This is a genomic window from Nocardia terpenica (genome assembly GCF_013186535.1).
GTDB lineage: Bacteria > Actinomycetota > Actinomycetes > Mycobacteriales > Mycobacteriaceae > Nocardia > Nocardia terpenica.
On sequence record NZ_JABMCZ010000002.1, the window covers coordinates 1,673,953 to 1,692,871 of the forward strand.

An 18,919-nucleotide genomic window follows, 5' to 3' on the forward strand; every position below is an offset into this window, starting at 1 on the left:
GTCTGATCCCGGCGTGCTTTTGGCCGGGATCTCACCGGAGGCTCCGAACCGTGTCGGGTTTGCGGGCGTTGTGGCGCAGCGGGAGTGGGGATCGGGCGTGTGAGGGGGATGGGCGACAAACTGGCTACCCGGTGTGGGTGGGGGAGGCGGCCGGGGGCGGGCATGGCCGGGCCGCGAGCCGGGTGGGGCATCGGCTCGCGGCGGGTGGGCGAATTATTTGGTGCGGGGGCGGGAGTGGAAGCCGAGGCCCTCGTCCTGGGCGCCCATCCAGGCGGCCTCGTCGGACTTGCTGTCCGGGACGTAGATGACCTCCTGTTCGCGCTGCCGCGCGACCTCGGGCGGCGGTGACTGCTCGAACTCGTCGGCGTCGATGGCGAGCCGTTCGAGGTCGTTCTCCAGGCGCCGTACCGATTTGGCCTCTCCGTAATGGGTGCGCAGTGCGCCGATGGACTGCCGGAGCTGGCCGACGGCGAAGCGGAGCTCCGCGATCTCGCTGCGTGTCATCGAAACCTCCTCTAGCCTGTGATTGACCACACACGGTGATCTACAACACAGTACGTGATCTTCGGCGATCTGGCTCGTCGGGATTTCGAACATTGCTGATCACGTCAGGAATCGGTGGGTTTTCCCTAGACTTTCACCCCGCGACGGCGAAGGCGGGCGCGTGGCCGCCCGCGGTCCGCGCCGCGCGTTCCACCAGGGCCACGATCGCCACCGCCACCTCCTCGGCGCGCTCCATGATCACGCTGTGCCCGGCTCCGTCGAGGCGGACCAGTTCGGCCCCGGTGAGTTGCGACGCCAGCACCGCCGAATGCGCGAAGGGAATCATCAGGTCGGCCGACCCGCCCAGCACCAGGGCCGGGAGATCGGCCAGCAGCCGCAGCGTCGCGGTCTCGTCGAAGCGGATCAGCGAATCCAGGAAGCAGGCCATGGTGAGCAGCGGCGTGTCGTTGAGCATCGCGGTGGCGACGGCGACCACCCGCGGATTCACCCGTCGGGTACCGAAGCTCGCCTCGCGCATGATGGGCTCGAAGACGCGGCGGCTCAACCGTTTCGACGCCTGCAGGACCCGCGGCGCCCGCCGCACCGCCACCCGCAGCGAGGTCACCGTGCGCCGATTCAGGACGCGGGCCAGGCCCACCGTGGTGAGCCCCCCGGCCGTGGCCGCGAGCAGCCCGACGCCGATCACGCGCGCGCCGATCGCCTCCGGGAACAGCCGGGCGTAGGCGAGCACCACCATCGCGCCCATCGAATGCCCGATCAGCACCACCGGTCCGGTCGGCACGACCGCACGCAGCACCGCGTCCAGATCCAGGCCGAGCTGTTCGACGGTGTAGCTGGCCGGGTCCGCCGCCCCGGATTCGCCGTGGCCGCGGTGGTCGTAGAACACCATGCGGGTGTCGCTCCCCCACTGCCGCAGCAACTGGTCGCGCAGGAAGGACCAGGATTCGGCCCGCAGGCAGTGGCCGTGCACGAAGACCACGGTGAGCGGGGCGTCGGCCGCGCCGAGGGTACGCACGGCGAGCGGTGTGCCATCGTCGGCGCTGACGGTGAGGCGGTGATCGGCGCGAAGGGCGATCGGGGACATGACGTGCTCCTGAACAGTCCGCTCTTGCCCGGTTGTCGAGTGGGATTTCCGGCGCGTCGGCCACCGGAACCCGGTGTTATGGACACGTTGTGCAATCGCCGCTGTCGGTAGACGACGGATCGGCTGAAACTCGTTGTCTCATAGTCGATATGCCTATCTATCGAGTCGACTAGAGATCGCTAGATCTTCCTGTCCTCCCATGCGTAGGTCCTCGCGAGGCCCCGGCACGTTCTCGCGAGGCCCCGGCACGTTCTCGCGAGGCCCCGGCACGTTCTCGCGAGGCCCCGGCACGTTCTCGCGAGGCCCCGGCACGTTCTCGCGAGGCCCCGGCACGTTCTCGCGAGGCCCCGGCACGTTCTCGCGAGGCCCCGGCACGTTCTCGCGAGGCCCCGGCACGTTCTCGCGAGGCCCCGGCACGTTCTCGCGAGGTCCCGGCACGTTCTCGCAAGGTCCCGGCACGTTCTCGCAAGGTCCCGGCATGCTTTTGGCCGGGACCCACAGGGCCCGACGGCTGTCGGTAGATTCCGGCCAAAAGCGTGCCGGAATCACAAGGTCGAGGCGCGATAGCTCTATCTAGCCATATCTAGGGCAACCACTAGATAGGCCGATAATCTCCAGTCAGATCTAGGACCAGAGCTGTCCTACATCCCCTCTACCGTTCTTCCCATGAGCACAGAGATCCGCCCCTTCCGCATCGACATCCCCCAGTCCGACCTCGACGACCTGCATCGCCGCCTCGCCGACACCCGGTGGGCCGGACAGCTGCCCGGTACCGGCCGCGAGCGCGGCGTGCCGGTGGCGGAGGTGCGGGAGTGGGCCCGGTACTGGCGCACCGAATACGACTGGCGGGCACAGGAGCGGCGGCTCAACGAGTTTCCGCAGTATCTGACCGAGATCGACGGCCTGGACGTGCATTTCGTGCACGTGCGCTCGCCCGAGCCGGATGCCGTGCCGCTGGTGCTCAACCACGGCTGGCCCAATACCTTCGCCGAATTCGCGGAGCTGATCGGCCCGCTGACCGATCCCCGCGCGCACGGCGGCGATCCGGCGCGGGCCTTCCACGTGGTGGTGCCGTCGGTGCCCGGCTTCGCGTTCTCCGCCGCGCCGGGCGATACCGGCTGGACCGCCGAGCGGGTCGCGCGGATGTGGCTGGTGCTGATGGACCGGCTCGGCTACCGCCGCTTCGGCGTGCAGGGCGGCGATTTCGGGTCCTACGTCGCCACCGCCATGGCCGAGGCGGCGCCGGATCGGGTACTGGGCCTGTACATCACCGCCGGGCTGGGCATCCCGACGCCCGCCGACGTGCCCGATCTGACCGACGCCGAGCGCGCCGGGTACGAGGCGATGATGTCGGCGGACTGGACGACCGGCGTCGACCATCACGCGCTGTTGCGTTCGGCCCCACAGACGTTCGCGCTCGGCTGGACCGACTCCCCGGCAGCGGCGCTGGCCTGGATGCTGCAGAAGTTCCAGGAATTCTCCAGCGCCGCGGCACTCGACGACGCGATAGCCCGCGACGAGGTCCTCACCACCGTCGCCCTCTACTGGTTCACCGCCACCTTCGCGACCTCGGCCTGGCCCTACTACGACAGCACCGGATTCGCCTGGCCCACCGGCTCGGCCCAGGTCCCGACCGGCGTTTACAGCAGCACACCGGGCATCCGCCGCCTCGCCGAACGCACGGCGAAGATCGTGCACTGGCCCGAGCACAACCCGTCCGGGCATCACTTCATCGCCATGGACCAGTCCACCGCCTACGCCGCCGACCTCCGCGAATTCTTCGCCACGCTCGGCTAGTTCGGTCCGCCGGAGTCACGTTGTGCTTCTTGGGCTCCGGCCTATGTCGTCGCGCCGGTGCGGGTCGAGGGGAGGAATGGCGAGAGCAGGTTCTGTTCCGTGGATGGGCCGAACTGCCATTCGGCGATCCACGGCCCCGTTCCCTCGCTGGGGTCGAGCACGCCGCCCTCGAGCCAGCGGAAGCGGCCGTCCAGGAGGGCGCGGGTCACGGTGGTGTCGGTGTCGTCGGTGTTGTCCCACAGGGCGGCGAACAGCTGGTGCACGCGGATTCGGGCCTGCTTGCAGAAAGCGTCGGCCAGCTGTTCGGCGGCCGGGGCCTCGGGGCTGTCCTCGGCCCGCAGCGCCTGGGCCCGCACGCAGGCCGCCGACATCGCGAACAGCTCCGCGCCGATGTCGACGATGCGGCCCAGGAAGCCCTGGCGGTACTCGAGTTTCGCCTGCCAGCGCGCCATCGCGTACATCAGCGAGCGCGCCTGCTTGCGCGCGGAGCGCTCGACGAAGCGCAGATGCCGTGCCAGCGGCCCGAATTCGGCGTAGGTGGCGGGCACGGTGCCCGCGCCGACGGCCAACTGCGGGAACCACCTGGCGTAGAAACCGCTCGCGCCCACCGCCGCCTTGGCCTTGTCCTTGAACTCGGCATTGCGGTCGACCAGTGCCCCGGCGGCGGCCATGTGCGCGTCGGCCATCTCGCGGGCGATCAGCAGCCGCATGATCTCGCTGGAGCCCTCGAAGATCCGGTTGATGCGCAGATCGCGGACCAACTGCTCGGCGGCGACCGCGCGTTCGCCGCGCGCCCGCAGCGAGGCGGCCGTCTCGTAGCCGCGGCCGCCGCGGATCTGGACCAGCTCGTCGGCGATGCGGCAGCTCATCTCCGAGGCCCACAGCTTGGCCAGCGCCGCCTCGATGCGAATGTCGTTGCGGTCCTCGTCGCACATGGCGCCGGACAGGTCCAGCGCGGCCTCCAGCGCGAAAGTCGTTGCGGCGATGAAGGACAGCTTCGCGCCCACCGCGGCATGCTCGCCGACCGGCCGCCCCCACTGCACCCGCGCGGCCGACCATTCCCGGCCGATCTTGAGCGACCACTTGGCCGCCGCCGTGCACAGCGCCGGAATGGCGAGCCGCCCGGCGTTGAGGGTCGTCAACGCGATCTTCAGGCCGTCGCCCTCGCGGCCGATGAGATTGCGCGCGGGCACCCGCACCTTGTCCATGCGGGTGACGCCGTTCTCGATGCCGCGCAGGCCCATGAAGGCATTGCGGCGCTCCACGGTGATGCCCGGCGAGTCGGCCTCCACCACGAACGCGGAGATGCCGCCGCGATGGCCCTCGCTGCGGGGCACCCGTGCCATCACCACCAGCAACTCGGCGACCACGCCGTTGGTGGTCCACAGCTTCACGCCGCTGAGCTCGTACGCCTCGCCATCCGCGGTCGGCGTGGCGGTGGAGGCCATCCGCGCCGGGTCGGAGCCGACGTCGGGCTCGGTGAGCAGAAAGGCGCTGACCGCTCCTTTCGCGCAGCGCGGCAGGAACTCTCGCTTCTGCTCGGGTGTCCCGGCCAGCTTCAGCGGTTCCGGCACGCCGATGGACTGGTGCGCCGACAGCAGCACGCCGAGGCTGGGATGCGCCGAGCCGACGAGCATCAGCGCCCGGTTGTAGCCGACCTGCGAAAGTCCCTGTCCGCCGTACTCTTCCGGGATCTTCAGGCCGAAGCAGCCGTGCTCGGCCAGCCCCTGGACGTACTCGGCGGGAATCTTCGACTCCGCCTCGATCGCCTCGCCGTCGATGATCTCGCAGAAGGCGCGCAGTCGGGTCAGGTACGCCTCGGTCTTGGCGGAGTCCTCCGCCGAGGGCCGCGGGTACGGGTGGATCAGGTCGAGCCGGAAGCGACCGAGAAACATCTCCTTCGCGAACGACGGCTTGGCCCAGGTCGTTTCGCGGGATTCCTCGACGAGCGCCCGGGCCTGTTCCTCGGTGGCGTCGACTTTCGCGGTGGTCGCCATGCTGTCCTCCTCGGACGTGATCAGAATCACATTCGAGTGTAGGAGCGTTTGTTACTCACCGGTAGGGGTTGGCTTCTGTGAAATCTAACCGTCTCTAATGATCTTGGAATACAAGCGAATACGCGGCTACCACCCACGCGTTCCCGGCCCGCGCCCACGTTGTTCCCGGCCCGCCCCCCACGTTGTTCCCGGCATGCTTTTGGCCGGGAACTCAGCTCACACTCCGCAGATACCGCCCGAAATGCGGCACAGTAAACCCAATAGTCCCCCGCTCCGCCGAATAAATGAGCCCCTTCTTGATCAACCCATCCCGCGCCGGAGACAGCGACGCGGGCTTGCGCCCGAGCTCGGCCGCCACCGCCGCGGTCGCCACCGGACCGTCGTCGCCGGACAGATCGGCCATGGCGCGCATGTACTCTCGCTCCGCCGGGGTCGCCCGCTCGTAGCGGGAGCCGAAGAAGCCGACCGCCAGCTCCTCCTCGGCCGTGGGTGCGGCCAGCTCCACGTCCTCCGCGCCGATCGGGCTCTGCGTGGCCACGTCCCAGGTGGCCTTGCCGTACGCCTGCACGAAGTACGGATAGCCGTCGGCCTTGCGGTACAGCGCATCCAGCGCGCCCTCGGTGAACTTCACCTGCTCGCGCTCGGCGGGCGCGATGAGCGCCAGGTCCGCCGATTCGCGGTCGAGCCGGTCGATGCGGTGGTAGCCGAACAGTCGCTCGGAGTAGCTCTTGGACGCCGACAGCACCGCGGGCAGGTGCGGCAAGCCCGCGCCCACCACGATCAACGGCGCTGCCTCCTGGCTCAATTCGTGGCACGCGCCGCAGACGGCGGAGACGTCGGCCGGTCCCAGATCCTGCATCTCGTCGATGAACACCGCGATGCCCACGCCGCCGTCGCGGGCCACCTGCGCGGCCTCCATCAGCAGTTCCACCAGGTCGATCTCGATATCGCCGGAATCGGCCCGGCCGGTCACCGCGGGCACGTCGATGCCGGGCTGCCAGCGCTCGCGCATGCCCTTGTCCGCGGTGGCGCGCAGCGCGAAAGCCTTGAGGATGCCGAGGAAGTCGTCGACCAGCTCCGGATTGCGGTGCGCCACCGCGATCTGCCGCACCGCCATGTGCAGCGCCGAGGCCAGCGGCCGGCGCAGCTCCTGATCGGGTCGCGCCTCCAATTTGCCCGTGCCCCAGCCGCGCGTGCGCGCGGCCGAGCGAAGCTGGTTGAGCAGCACGGTCTTTCCGACCCCGCGCAGTCCGGTGAGCATCACGCTGCGCTCGGGCCGCCCGCGCGAGACGCGCTCCAGCACGATGTCGAAGGCGTCGAGCTGCTTGTCCCGGCCCGCGAGTTCGGGCGGCCGCTGGCCGGCGCCGGGGGCATACGGATTCCGCACGGGGTCCATGCCCGTACACCGTAGCGCGTGCCTTCCGCTTTCTCGCCGTATCTATCGAATGCCGTAGAGACGGATATCGAAGGGTCGTGGCGCCGTAGGAATCCGAATGGTCGGAAGGTGCGGATTGCGCTCGCCCTATTGCGCGGAGGTGGTCCCCCGCGGCCCCGGGCCCTTCTACGCTGGTGTCTGTTCGCGAACCTGATCCCCAGTTGCAGGGAGGGGCCATGTCCGAGGAGTCCGTTCCCACCGTCGCGGAGGTGGTCGAGTCGTGGAACGTACCGGCCGACGCACCGGTCGCCGCGCGCATCCGCAGCAACATACTGGTGGCCATCGAGCGCGGCTACGACGATCCGCAGTTGGTCGCCGACCTCGCGGTGGGCCCGCTGGTGATGGCGCTCGGGCAGTTGGAGGTCGAGCTCGCCGACGCCCGCCGCCGCATCGAGGACCTCGAACGGACCGTCTCCCCAGGTAACGGCGGCGCGCACTGAGCGGGTGTCCGAATTTGTAACGCGCGCGATTCTCGGTTCGATAACGCCTGTGCCCGAATCGATATCGCGCCGTGACCTACTGCCCGGGACCGCAGAACTGGGGTCTGTCCTGGGACTTCGTCGGTGTCGTATCGACACGCGCGCTGTGGGGTGGACAACACCCGCGCGTAGCCGTAATCTCTTCGTGACTTAGCGGAGTATGTCGCTCACCCCAGGGGCGGCCCGCTAGGCAGCCGCCTAATCGAGGGTCGGGTGGGCAGCCCGATCACCGAGCCGGGGAACCAGTTACACGGGGTGAATCCCCTTCGGCCGCAAGGCCGTCGGGGTAGGGCCGATCTTCCCGACCCGAACCCGACAGCTAACCCGGTCGGCGGAGTGGGCAGGAAGAAACAGGAGACTCAGCTCGGTGGGTAAACACAGTCTGCAACGGGAGTCGCGACTCCCGAATTCCGTGAAGGGCGCCCTAGTTTTCGGCGCCGTCGCCGCCACAACCGGTGCCATGCCCGCGATTCCGGCCATGGCCGCGACCATCAACATCCCCGGCGTCGGTAACTTCGACGTGCCGGTCGGCCCGCAGTTCGACCAGCAGGTCGGCCAGGTCAACCAGGCGCTCGCCGACCACGCCGACCAGATCAAGGAAGCCCAGCACGTGCTGGCGCCGCAGTCCATGGCCGGGCCGGGTCAGGCCGCCCCGGGGCTGCCCAACTTCGCGCCGCCGATGCCGGGCATGTTCCAGCAGCAGCACAACACCGCCGGCGATGTCGCGCTCGACGCCGCCCGCACGAAGATCGGCTCCGATTACGTGTGGGGCGCGTCCGGCCCGTCGTCCTTCGACTGCTCCGGCCTCGTGCAGTGGGCCTACAAGCAGGCCGGAATCCAGCTGCCGCGCACCAGCTTCGAGATGTCGCACGTCGGCAAGCCGGTCGCCTTCGAGTCGCTGCGGCCGGGCGACCTGGTCATCCAGAACGGCGGCGGCCACGTGGCCATGTACGCCGGCGACGGCAAGATCCTGCAGGCCCCGCAGTCGGGCGAGACCGTCAGCTACGCCTCGCTGAACCCGGACTCCATCGTCACCGCGCGCCGCGTCGCCGCCTGAGCCCTGCTTCGCGAGCCCGTAACCTGGTACACGTGAAGGATTTCGGCCCACGTGACGACTGGTCTCGTGAGCACATGGGTAACTCGTCGGGTACGCCCAAAGCTCACGGGGCAGTCGACGCAGGACCTGTGACCAAGTCTCGCGGCTCTTACCTGTATGGCCAAGAATCGCGGAGAGGCGGGTGAGCAGGGTCGACTCCTGGATTTGGGCTGTGCGTTTGATGAAGACACGGTCTGCCGCCGCGACCGCGTGTCGCGGCGGGCACGTGCGTGTCAATGGGGTGGCGGTCAAACCTGCCCACCAGATCAAGCCCGGCGACGAGGTGCGGGTGCGGGTCAACGGCCTGGAGCGCATCGTCGTCGTGGAGCGGGTCATCGCCAAGCGCGTGGGTGCGGCGATCGCCGCCCAGTGCCTGATCGACAAGAGTCCGCCGCCACCCGCCCCGGAGATCCTCGCGTCCCTGCCCCGGCGCGATCGCGGCTCCGGTCGGCCCACCAAACGCGAACGGCGCGAAACGGATCGGCTACTCGGCCGACCCTCCTCCTGAGCCGTCGCCGTCCGCCGCCGAGCCCCGGCGGGCGGCCAGCGCCGACCCGACCGCCGCCGCGGCGATCGTCACCAGCGCGCCCAGCATCATCGCCGACGCCTCGCCGCGCACCAGCACATGCAGCTGGGTGCCCACCGTCACCGCCGCCACCGGCACCCCGATCTGTGCCGCCGCCAGGGTCGCGAAGGTGATCGGCTGACCCAGCAGTCGCATCAGCCCGTGCGCCAGCACCGCCGCCACGCCCAGCGCCAGGCCGAGCGCGATCAGCCGCGGCTGCTCCCCGAATTCGCGCAGATTCAGCCGGGCGCCCAGCCAGACGAAGAACAGCGGACCGAGAAAGCCCTCGGTCACCGCGAACAGCTGCCGCGCCACCCGCCGCGGCTCACCCACCCCGGCCACGGCCAGCCCGGCCGCGAAGCCCGCCAACATGATCGACACGTGGGTGCGGGTGGCGAGGGCGGCCATCGCGAACAGCAGCGCCAGGCTGACCCGCAGCTCCAGCGCGAACTTCCGGTCCTCCGACACCTCGTGCGCGCGCTTGCGCAGCCCGGACCGCTCCAGATAGCGCAGCAGCACGAACAGCACCGCCGCGGCCGCGGCGACCGCGAGCGCGCCCAGGGTCGCCCGCCCCGCATTGCCGACATCGATCACCAGCGGCAGCGCCACGATGCAGGCGGTATCGGCGACCGCGACCTGCGCGGTCAGCTCCAGCACCGAACGTCCCCGCAGCCCTTGGGAATCGATGATCGGCAGCACCAGCGCCGCCGACGACGACGCGATGAGCACGGCATATATCGCGCCGTGCCCGGTGCCGAACCAGTCGGCGAGAAAGAAACCGGCCGCGGCGGCGAACACCCCGACCAGCACCGCCCGCACCGCACCCACGCCCAGCGCCGCGTGCACCGACGGATCACGCACCGGCACATGCGTTCCCGCGACGAACATGACCAGCGCGAAACCCATGTCGGCCAGGAACGAGAACAGCGGATCGCCCGCGTGCAATACCCCGAAGCCGGTGGCGCCGAACAGGATTCCGGCCACCAGCTCGCCCAGGATCACCGGCACGTGCCAGGCGGCCCGCCACGACAGCAGTGGTCCGACCAGGCCGAGGATCAGCACCAGGGCCAGAGTCGAGAACGTCACGGGCCTACTTCTTCGGCTTCGCTCTACCGGCCGCCTTCTTCGCCTTCGCGGGCACCAGCGGCCTGCCGTCCCGCATCGGCGCGAGCTTGGTCGGGATCGGAATGTTCTCGTCGGTGTGGTAGCAGGCGCACACGCGGTGGTAGCCGTCGGCGATCTGCAGCGGCGAGCCGGTGGCGAGATCGCCCTGCACCAGCAGGATCGGCGAGAGCGATTTACCCGTCAGGATTTTCGCCAGATCGGTGCGCACGTGCGGATTGTCCGGCGGCAGCAGCGGCAGGGCGGCCGCCCGCAGAATGTCCTTCGCCTTCTTGTGCACCACGGGGGCGGTGCGCAGGAGCGAGACGATCGCGTCGACGGTGGACCCGTCGGCGATCAGCGCCAGATAGTCGCCCGCGGCCGGATAGTCGTGATCCTCCGGCTCGTCGAGCCATTGCACGGAATAGGGAGCGCTTGCCATCGTGACATGATGCGGCAGATGCGGCGCGCGCACTGCCGGACACGCCAAATCGGTTCAGCGCGTGCCGGGTGCGACCAGGCCCGCGAGATAGCGGGTCCGGCATCGGCCGCGGGCCGGTCGCCCGGCGGTGTCGGTCGGGATCGCGCCCGGGGCGACCAGCACGACCTCGACCGCTGCGATGTCGTGGGTGGTGGTGACGGCGGTGCGAATCTGCCGGACCACCTCGCCCGGATCGGCGAACCGGTCGGCGAGTTCGGCCAGCAGCACCAGGGTCTCGCGCTCGTCGCACTCCACGACGAAGGCGGCGATCCGGTCGGGCCGCAGCTCGGGCACGGCCTGGACCGCCGTCGCCTCGACATCGGCGGGATAGTGGCGCCGCCCGCCCAGCACGAGCATGTCCGCGAGCCTGCCCGACAGGTAGAGCTGGCCGTCGTGGAAGAAGCCGAGATCGCCGGTGCGGAGCCACTTCTCGGGGCTGTCGGGCAATTCGGCGCCGAAGAACGCGGCGGTGGCGCGCGGGCGGCGGAAGTATCCGGGGCACACATTCGGGCCCGCCACCCAGATCTCGCCGATCTCGCCGGGAGCCAGTTCCACCCGATGGATCGGATCGACCACCCGCACCGAGGGCCCGGCGGGCACACCGCAGCCGACCAGCGCCAGGCCCTGCGGCGGGTGCCCGGCGACCACCGCGCGGCCCGCGGCCAGTGCGGCCCGGTCGAATTCGACGGCGGTCGGCTCCTCGTCCTGGGCGAGATAGGCGACCGGCAGGGTCGCGCCCGCGAAACCGTAGCCCGGGGTGTGGGCGCGGTGGCGGAAGCCGTAGGGCGAGAACGTCTTCGTGAAGGCGGCCAGGGCCTCGGCGCGAATCGGTTCGGCGCCGTTGATCAGCAGGTCCAGCGCGGACAGGTCGAGACCGGCGCGCTCGGCCGCAGTGCTGCCCGAGATCGCCAGGGTGAGACCGAAATTCGGGCTGACGGTGGTGCCCGCGCGATAGTCGGAGCAGGCGCGCAGCCAGCGGGCGGGGCGCACGGCGAAGGCGGCGGGCGCGAGCGTGACCGCCGGGACCCCGGTGTACAGCGGCAGGGCCAGCGCCAGTATCAGGCCCATATCGTGGTGGAACGGCAGCCAGGTCACGATCGGCTTCGCGGCCGTCGCGGGCAGGCCGGTGCGCAGCTGTTCCAGGGCGGCGGCCAGATTCGCGTGGGTGACCGCGATACCGGATTCGGGCAGCGCGGAATCGGCGGTGTAGAGCAGGTAGGCCGGATCGTCGCCAATCGGGTCGAGCACCGGGGGCGCGGTCGGCTCCGTCGCTGTCGCCAGCACCCGCCCGACCGCGAGACCGGCTCTCGCCGTGACGGTTTCCGCGCCGGGGCTGACCAGGCTGAGTGCGGGCGCGGCATCGGCGAGCACGGCCGCGAGCCGCCCGAGGCCGCGGCGCGCGGAGACCGGGAACAGCGGCACCGCCACCCGGGCGCTGTAGAGGCAGGCCAGAAAGGCCACCACGTAGTCCAGGCCGTGCTCGCAGAGGATCGCGACGCGATCGCCGGGGACGGTGACGCCGCGGATGCGCTCGGCCAGCGCACCCGCGGCGGTGTGTAATCGACCGCAGGACAGCGTGTTCGGCACCGGGTCGCCGTCCGGGTACGACAGCGCGGTGAAGGCGGGATCGTCGGGCCGGTCCTGTGCCCGGCGGGCGACGGCTGCGGCCAGCATATCGACGGTGTTCATGGCGACTCCTCGAGCGGATGAGCGGCCCGCATCCGGGCGCTGAGTTCGGCGCCGAGCGCCGCGACGGTCGAATGATCGCCAATATCGGAATCCCCCAGCACCAGCCCCAACCGCGCCTCGAGCGTCCGCCGCAACTCCCCCATCTGCGCCCGCGACACCCCCAGCGCCCCGAAATCGGCCCTCGGATCCAACAATTCAACCCGCCGCTCCAACATCACAGCCAACGCCGCCCGAATAATCCGCCCCACCGCCCCCACCACAACCTCCCCCTCCCGAACCCCACCCGCCTCACTCCGCCCTGACCCATGCACTCCTCCACCCTGGAGCGAGTTGTGTGTTGTGCCGCTGTGGGGTGCGTTGTGTGTTGTGCCGCTGTGGGGTGCGTTGTGTGTTGCGCCGCCGTGGGGTGCGTTGTGTGTTGCGCCGCCGTGGAGTGGGTTGTGTGTTGTGCCGCTGTGGGGTGAGTTGTGCGTTGCGCCGCCTTGGAATGAGTTGTGTCTTGGCCCGCTGTGGAGCGAGTCGTGTGCCGCACCGCCGCGGCCAGAGTCGGCCTGATCCAGGCGGGTCTGTGATCTCCCTTGACTCGGGTCCATGTGCGGCTCCCCTTGCTTCCGATGTGTGCGTGGCTCCCCTTGATCCGGATGCGTGTGTGCTTCCCCTTGATCCAGGTGCATGTGCGGCTCCCCCTGACCCGGGTGCGTGTGTGCCTCGCCTCGGTCCAGGCGCACGTGCGGCTTTCCTTGGGCCGCGTGCAGCTCTCCATTGCCCACGTGCCTGGGTGGTTCCCCTTGATCCCGGCATGCTTTCGGCCGGGATCCTGCCGACCCGTCGCACCCGAACGGGCGGCAGGGCGGGTCGAGGGCGGGGGTGGGGTCGTCATCGGGGGCGAGGAGGAGTGGGTCGCGGTGTCGGAGGATCTCGGTCAGGACCGCTCGGCCGTGGGCGGGGTCGACCGTGCCTGCGGCGAGCGATGACCCGGGTTCCGCTTCCGGCGGGGTGGATTCGGTTCTGCCCCAGCCGATGCAGATGGTCCCGCGGCCTCGGGTGCGGGCCAGGGCCTGGAGGGCCGCGTGGGCGGCGGCGTAGGCGGCCTGGCCGGGGCCGCCGAGGGCGCCGAGGGTGGAGGAGAACAGCAGGCCGACATCGATCGGATCGGTCGCGGTGAGGTCGAGCAGCGCGGCGGCGGCCACGAGGGTGGGCCGGAAGAGGGCGGTGAGCAGGTCCGGGGTGGTGGCGGCGAAGTCGGCGTCGCGCCGGATACCGGCGGCGTGCACGAATCCGCGGATGACGGAACCGCATTCGCGCACGTCGTCGAGCGCATTGGCCAGGTCGGCCCGGTCGGTCACATCGCAGCGCACCACCACGATCCGGTCCTCGAGACCGGCCAGCAGCGCGGGCAGCGGGCGGGGCGTGCGGGTCAGCACCACCACATCGTGCGCGCCCGCGTCGAGCAGCCAGCGCACCGCGATCGCGCCGAGCCTGCCGAGACCGCCGGTCACCACGTAGGTCCCGTTGGCGCTGAGGCCGATCGCGCTCTCGGCGGGCGCCACCGGTTCGAACCGGCGCGCCGACACCCTGCCGTCGGCGATCCGAACCTCCTGCGGCCCGGCCGGATTCATGACCAGATCGAGCGCCGGTCCGGGATCGTGCCCCGTCAGCCAGATCAGCCGGGTCGGGTGCGGCGACTCCCGTCGCAGCGAGCGCACCAGCCCGGCAACGGCGTGCTGGGCGATGGCGTCGCGGTCGGGCAGGACCACGGTCAGCGCCGTCGCCGCGCTGCCCCGAATGCGTTGCAGCACAGCGAGAGCGCGCCGGGCCTGCTCGACGATCGGCCCCTCCGGTCGCCCGTCCGGCCAGACCAGCACCACGGCCGTCGGCTCTCGCCGCCCGGCGAGCAGCGATGCGATGAGCGAATCGGCCGCCGCCGGATCGCGCGCGATTCGCTCGGTGGGCAATCGGCGGCCGAGTTCGGCGCCGAGCGCGGCCGCCGCCTCGGACGCGCCCACCACCAGGGCCCGCTGGAACCGCGCATCGGAATGCGCCTCCGAGGCCGCGGGCACCGCCAGCGGAGTCCAGGTTTCGGCCAGCAGCAGTGGGCGCGCCTCCGTTCGGGGCGTCTCCCCGATCGGCAGCAGATCGTCGGGCAGCGCATCGACGGCGTCCCAGGCGTAACCCGTTGCCGTCTCGCGTATTCGGTAGACGATCCCGGTCGGCTGGACGATATCGGACTGCGAAGCATGCTCCCGATCGGCGGTGTCCAGCGCGCTGCGCACGCCGAGCAGGGCGACGGCCGGTGCGCCGTGCTGGTCGATGGCGATCACATCGCTGAGCAGCTCGCCGGGGTGCGCGGCGCGCACGAACGCGTGGGCCTCGGTGAGCAGGAGCCCGGCGGTGTCGTCGAGCCAGGCGGAGGCGATGCCGACCGGGAACGGCCACCGGTCCGGCGGGAGCAGGTCGGCGGCCGCGGTGGCGATCAGGCGCAGGCAGGCGTCGACGGCTGCAGTGTCGAGCGGAATATAGCCGAAAAGCCCAATGGCACTGTGGTTTTCGGGATCGCGGTGGCTCCGGTGGGCGTCGACGGTGCGCAGCCAGGCGACGATATCCGCCGGAGTGGGTGCGGCGGCAATGCGGCCCGAGGCCAGCGGCACCTGCCCGAAGGCCGCGAGCACCCGGCTTCCGGCGCGGAACCCGACATCGGGCAGCACGGCGGCATCGACCCGGCCGTGGACGGTGAAGTCGGTCAGCCGCGTCCCGGCCGCGACCCAGAGGAGCCGCCGCAGCCAGAATGCCGTGGGTACCGGCGACCTGTCCGGGAGGGCGATATCGACCGGCCGCGGCTTCGCGCGTCGCCGTACTTCGGCGGGGGCGATCTGCGGGAAAATTGAACGCCGCCACAGTCTTTCGACCGATACGCCGGTGAACTCGCCCTGTGCCGCCCAATCGATGGCGCGGCCCTCCAGGTACAGTCCCGCCACCACATCGAGAAACGAGACGGCCTCGTTCTCCCCGGTCAGTGCGTGCGCGGAGGCGCGGAAGGACGAGTGCTGTCGAACCAGTGTGGCGAGCACTGCCCGCGGTGATACCTCGATCACCGTCGAGATGCCATCCGCCGCAGCCGAATCCAGCGCGGATGCCACATCGACTGCGCCGCAGAGGTTGTCGGCCCAGTAATCCGCGTCGACCCGCTCGCGGTTATCGAGCGGCCGCCCGAGAGTCGTCGAATACAAGCGACGCTCGGCCGCCCGAGGATCGAGATCGCCTAGCACCGTAACGAATTCGTCTCGCACCGCGCGAACTTCGGGGCCGTACGCGGCGGGATCGTCGACCACCCGATGCCAGGACATCCCGCGCCGCCCCGCCCGCCTCAGCACCGTCTCCACATAATTCGGCACGCCCGCCACCACCACGGACTCCGCGCCGTGGATCGCCGCGATGCTCACCTCGGCCCGCATCGGCTCCACCAGCCGCCACGCCTGCTCCGGCGACACCGCCAGCACGGCCGTCGCGACGGGACCGTCCATCCGCGCGAGCGCCCGACCGCGCGCCACCGCCACCCGCGCTCCCTCCGCCACCGACAGCGCCCCGCTCGCCACCGCCGCCGCAACCTCACCGAGCCCATACCCCGCCACCGCATCCGGCCGAATCCCCCACGCCCCCAACAGTTCCGCCAGCGCCACCTGATAAACGAACAATGCAGGCTGCACCACCTCGGCACAGTCCAGCCCATGCCCGAACCCATGCCGCGGCGTCCACACCCGCGGCCCACCCGCCCGCACCACCGCATCGGCCCCCTCGGCCACCCCCCGCGCAAACACCGGATACCGCGCCGCCAGCCCCCGCCCCATCCGCGAATACTCCCCACCCTCCGCCGAGAACAAGAACAGCACCCCACCCCCCGACTCCTTTGGCCTTGTTGGGGCGAGGGTTGGCGCGGCGGGGGCCGGTGGGGTGGCTGTGGTGCAGGGGGAAAGGGGTGCGGCCAGAAAGCAGAGGTGGGTGATGGCGTCGGGGACGTTCCGGGCGATGATTGTGGAACGGGCCTCCTGGGGGAGCAATCGTGCTGCGGCGGTGGTGAATTCGCGGAGGGTGGCCGGGGATTGGGACAGGAGGGTGGCCCAGTGGGCGGCGCGGGTGCGCAGTTCGGTTTCGTCGCGGGCGCTGAGTGGGAGCAGGAACGGTGGGTCGGTGGCTCGGGGTGGGGTGGTTCGGGTCGGGCCGTGCAGCACTATGTGGGCGGCGGCGCCGCAGCCGGAGGAGTCGATTCCGGCGCGGCGGTCGGGGAGGGGCACGTCTTGCCAGCCGATGGGCTCGGTGGGGACGTGCAGGCCGAATTCGCCCAGGCGGGGGCGCCGGTCCGGGAAACCGACCGTGGGTGCGATGATTCCGTGCCGAATGCACAGGGCCGCCTTGGCGATTCCGGTGATCGCGGCGGCCGCACCCGGCCGCCCGACCGCCGAGGTCGCCGATCCGATCCAGGTCTTGTCCGCCGGATCGCGATCCCGCGCCAGCGCGGCGGCCACCGCGTCGATCGAGGGTTCGGCGAACAGTGCTCCGTTGCCGTGACATTCGAACAGGCCCGCGTCGCGTGGCGCGAATCCGGCACGCGCCCAGGCGGTTCGGACCACCTGCTGTCCGTCCGAGGCCAACAGGCTCGAGCGGTCTGCGGAACCGACTGCGACACCGGCGATCTCGGCATAGATCCGATTGCCTTCGTGGCGAGCGTCCGCGGTGCGCTGCAGGATCAGCACCGCGCAGCCGTCGTCGCGATGGCAGGCGTTGACCGTCTCGACCGCACGCGGATCGAAGGCCGGTTCGTCTATCGAAAAGTGCGGTGGCAGTGCGAGATTCACGCCGCCGACGATCGCCAGCCCGGCCTCGTCCGCCGCCAGCGCCCGCACCGCGGCGGCGACGGCCGCCAGCGACGACGAGCAGCCGCCGTCCAGCATCGCCAGCGGACCACGCAGGTCCAGGGCCGCGGACAGCCGCTCGGCGAGTCCGCCCGGCGCGCCCGCCTGCCCGGTCGCGGTGCGGTGCTCGCCACCCACCGCGACGATCACCGCCGTCCGTGACCCGCGCACCCGATGGCCCACCCCCGCATCGTCCAGCGCCTCGACCGCAACCTCCAGGCACACTCGCTCGCGGGGGTCCATGGCCGCGGCATCGCGATCGGAGATTCCGAAGAAGCCGTTGTCGAACGCGTGCAGTCCATTCGGCTCCAGCCGCGCCCGCTCACCGTCGGCGACCGCCGCGCGAGCATCGCGGCCCTCCAGCAATACGTCCCAGAACTGTTCCACCCCCGCCGCACCCGGCACCCGGCATCCGATACCGATGATCGATACGGACGGTGGTTCCGGCGCGGGCGCGGTCATGGCGTTCCGGTTCGCGGACGCGCGCCACCCGTGCCGTCTGTTAGCGAACTCTGCGTCATCAGGTTCTCCCTCACCGCGTCCGGCGGTACCCTCGGCCCGCGGGTACCTCAGCGATTATGCCGAGAACTTCCGGCACGCAGAAGAGGTTTCGCTCGGCGGGACCCGCGCCCGCGCGGTACTGTCGGAATCAGCACGCGGTTGCGTATAGGGTTCCGCGCGCAGACCGTCGGCACGCCAACACAATCAGGTCTGCGCGGACTGGACCGAGCTACGCCACGGCGGTCCGGCAGCCGGCCGGAAGCGTCGACACCTTACGGGATAAAAGCCCCGAGGGCTCCCATCAGCCTGCCCGGAAACGGGCCGCATGAGAAAGAGCCTCCTCGATCATGGGTGTCGATGTCCTGATTGCCACGCTTGTTGCCGCCTGCCTGCACGCGGCCTGGAATGCCATCGCGCACTGGATCCCCGACAAGACGGTGTCCATCTCGCTGGTGAATATCGGTGGGGCGCTGTGCGGAATCCCGATGCTGCTGCTCGCGCCCGCACCCGACCGGCAGTCCTGGATCCTGCTCGGTGTGTCGGCGGTGCTGCACGTGTTCTACAACGGCCTGCTCGTGACGAGCTATCGCCTCGGCGATCTGAGCCAGACCTACCCGCTGGCCCGTGGCACGTCACCGCTGGTGGTGACGCTGCTGGCGGTGCTGGTGCTGGGCGAGACGCCGACCGCGGGCCAGCTCGGCGGGGTGCTGCTGATCTCGGCGGGCCTGGGCTGCCTGGTGTTCTGGGGCCGCCGCACCGATCCCGCCCGCCCGGCGGCCGTCGGGGCCGCGATCGCGACCGGCCTGATGATCGCCGCGTACACCACCGTCGACGGCGTCGGGGTGCGGCACGCGCACAGCACGCTCGGCTACATCGGCTGGCTGATGCTGCTCGAGGGAATCGCGTTGCCCGCGTACCTGTTCGCCCGCCGCGGCCGCAAGCTGGTGCTCGAGGCGCGGCCGGTGTGGCGGATCGGCCTGACCGGCGGCGCGCTGAGCGCCGCCGCCTACGGCCTGGTGCTGTGGGCGCAGACCCGCGGCGCACTGGCCGACGTTGCGGCACTACGGGAATCGAGCATCATCGTCGGCGCACTCATCGGCGCGGTCTACTTCAAGGAGGGCTTCGGCCCCGCCCGGGTAATCGCGACCTGCGCGGTCACCGCGGGGATCGCCACGATGTATCTGGTGTGATCCCGGCCAAAAGCATGCCGGGATCATGGGGGCGTGCCGGGATCATGGGGGGCGTGCCGGGATGACGAGGGAGGCGTGCGGGGACGATGGGCG

At 70.6% G+C, this 18,919-nt stretch carries 12 protein-coding genes, 1 pseudogene and 1 riboswitch; of the genes and pseudogenes, 5 read left to right on the plus strand and 8 right to left on the minus strand.

All coding sequences use genetic code 11. The features are described from left to right. Positions 1-213: 213 nt before the first annotated feature. A complete protein-coding gene (locus HPY32_RS19555; RefSeq protein ID WP_098698160.1) occupies positions 214-504 on the minus strand; it encodes an Rv0250c family protein in 291 nt (96 codons plus the stop codon). Positions 505-637: 133 nt separating this feature from the next. Continuing rightward, on the minus strand, positions 638-1,588 hold the full coding sequence (locus HPY32_RS19560; protein ID WP_082870672.1) for an alpha/beta fold hydrolase: 951 nt from the start codon (positions 1,586-1,588) through the stop codon (positions 638-640). A gap of 666 nt (positions 1,589-2,254) precedes the next feature. Between HPY32_RS19560 and HPY32_RS19565 the strand changes: the two genes are divergently transcribed. After that, a complete protein-coding gene (locus tag HPY32_RS19565) occupies positions 2,255-3,385 on the plus strand; it encodes an epoxide hydrolase family protein (protein WP_067579206.1) in 1,131 nt (376 codons plus the stop codon). Between the two features lie 41 nt (positions 3,386-3,426). On the opposite strand, the gene HPY32_RS19570 is transcribed toward HPY32_RS19565, so the two are convergent. Further along, the gene (locus HPY32_RS19570) at positions 3,427-5,382 is read right to left on the minus strand and encodes an acyl-CoA dehydrogenase family protein (RefSeq protein ID WP_067584699.1); all 1,956 of its coding nucleotides are present in this window, start codon (positions 5,380-5,382) and stop codon (positions 3,427-3,429) included. Positions 5,383-5,593: 211 nt separating this feature from the next. Then, entirely contained in the window at positions 5,594-6,778 is a 1,185-nt protein-coding gene (locus HPY32_RS19575; protein WP_067579204.1) for an ATP-binding protein, read from the minus strand. Between the two features lie 215 nt (positions 6,779-6,993). Between HPY32_RS19575 and HPY32_RS19580 the strand changes: the two genes are divergently transcribed. The 3 genes from HPY32_RS19580 to HPY32_RS19590 all read left to right on the plus strand — a co-directional run bounded on the left by HPY32_RS19580 (position 6,994) and on the right by HPY32_RS19590 (position 8,900). Further along, on the plus strand, positions 6,994-7,257 hold the full coding sequence (locus HPY32_RS19580) for a hypothetical protein (RefSeq protein WP_067579202.1): 264 nt from the start codon (positions 6,994-6,996) through the stop codon (positions 7,255-7,257). Between the two features lie 224 nt (positions 7,258-7,481). After that, a riboswitch (cyclic di-AMP (ydaO/yuaA leader) is annotated at positions 7,482-7,645 on the plus strand. A gap of 18 nt (positions 7,646-7,663) precedes the next feature. Next, positions 7,664-8,353 carry a C40 family peptidase gene (locus HPY32_RS19585; protein ID WP_067579200.1) on the plus strand — a complete coding sequence of 230 codons (690 nt, stop codon included), beginning with the start codon at positions 7,664-7,666 and terminating at the stop codon, positions 8,351-8,353. 166 nt (positions 8,354-8,519) lie between these two features. Next, on the plus strand, positions 8,520-8,900 hold the full coding sequence (locus HPY32_RS19590) for an RNA-binding S4 domain-containing protein (protein WP_067579198.1): 381 nt from the start codon (positions 8,520-8,522) through the stop codon (positions 8,898-8,900). Here the strand turns inward: HPY32_RS19590 and HPY32_RS19595 are convergent. The 4 genes and pseudogenes from HPY32_RS19595 to HPY32_RS43935 all read right to left on the minus strand — a co-directional run bounded on the left by HPY32_RS19595 (position 8,877) and on the right by HPY32_RS43935 (position 17,597). After that, a complete protein-coding gene (locus HPY32_RS19595) occupies positions 8,877-10,043 on the minus strand; it encodes a cation:proton antiporter (RefSeq protein WP_067579196.1) in 1,167 nt (388 codons plus the stop codon). The genes HPY32_RS19590 and HPY32_RS19595 overlap by 24 nt on opposite strands. A 70-nt stretch (positions 10,044-10,113) precedes the next feature. After that, positions 10,114-10,500: pseudogene (locus tag HPY32_RS19600) on the minus strand (hypothetical protein); the annotation flags it as partial. Between the two features lie 54 nt (positions 10,501-10,554). After that, positions 10,555-12,228 (minus strand): fatty acyl-AMP ligase, encoded by a 1,674-nt coding sequence (locus HPY32_RS19605; protein WP_067579192.1) that lies wholly within the window; start codon positions 12,226-12,228, stop codon positions 10,555-10,557. Further along, positions 12,225-17,597, minus strand: a complete 5,373-nt coding sequence (locus HPY32_RS43935) for a type I polyketide synthase (protein ID WP_216676151.1) — start codon at positions 17,595-17,597, stop codon at positions 12,225-12,227. The genes HPY32_RS19605 and HPY32_RS43935 overlap by 4 nt, the downstream gene beginning before the upstream one ends. Positions 17,598-17,983: 386 nt before the next feature. Here HPY32_RS43935 and HPY32_RS19630 point away from each other — a divergent pair, with 386 nt between their 5' ends. Continuing rightward, positions 17,984-18,826 carry an EamA family transporter gene (locus tag HPY32_RS19630; protein ID WP_067579184.1) on the plus strand — a complete coding sequence of 281 codons (843 nt, stop codon included), beginning with the start codon at positions 17,984-17,986 and terminating at the stop codon, positions 18,824-18,826. The last annotated feature ends 93 nt before the right edge of the window (positions 18,827-18,919 follow it).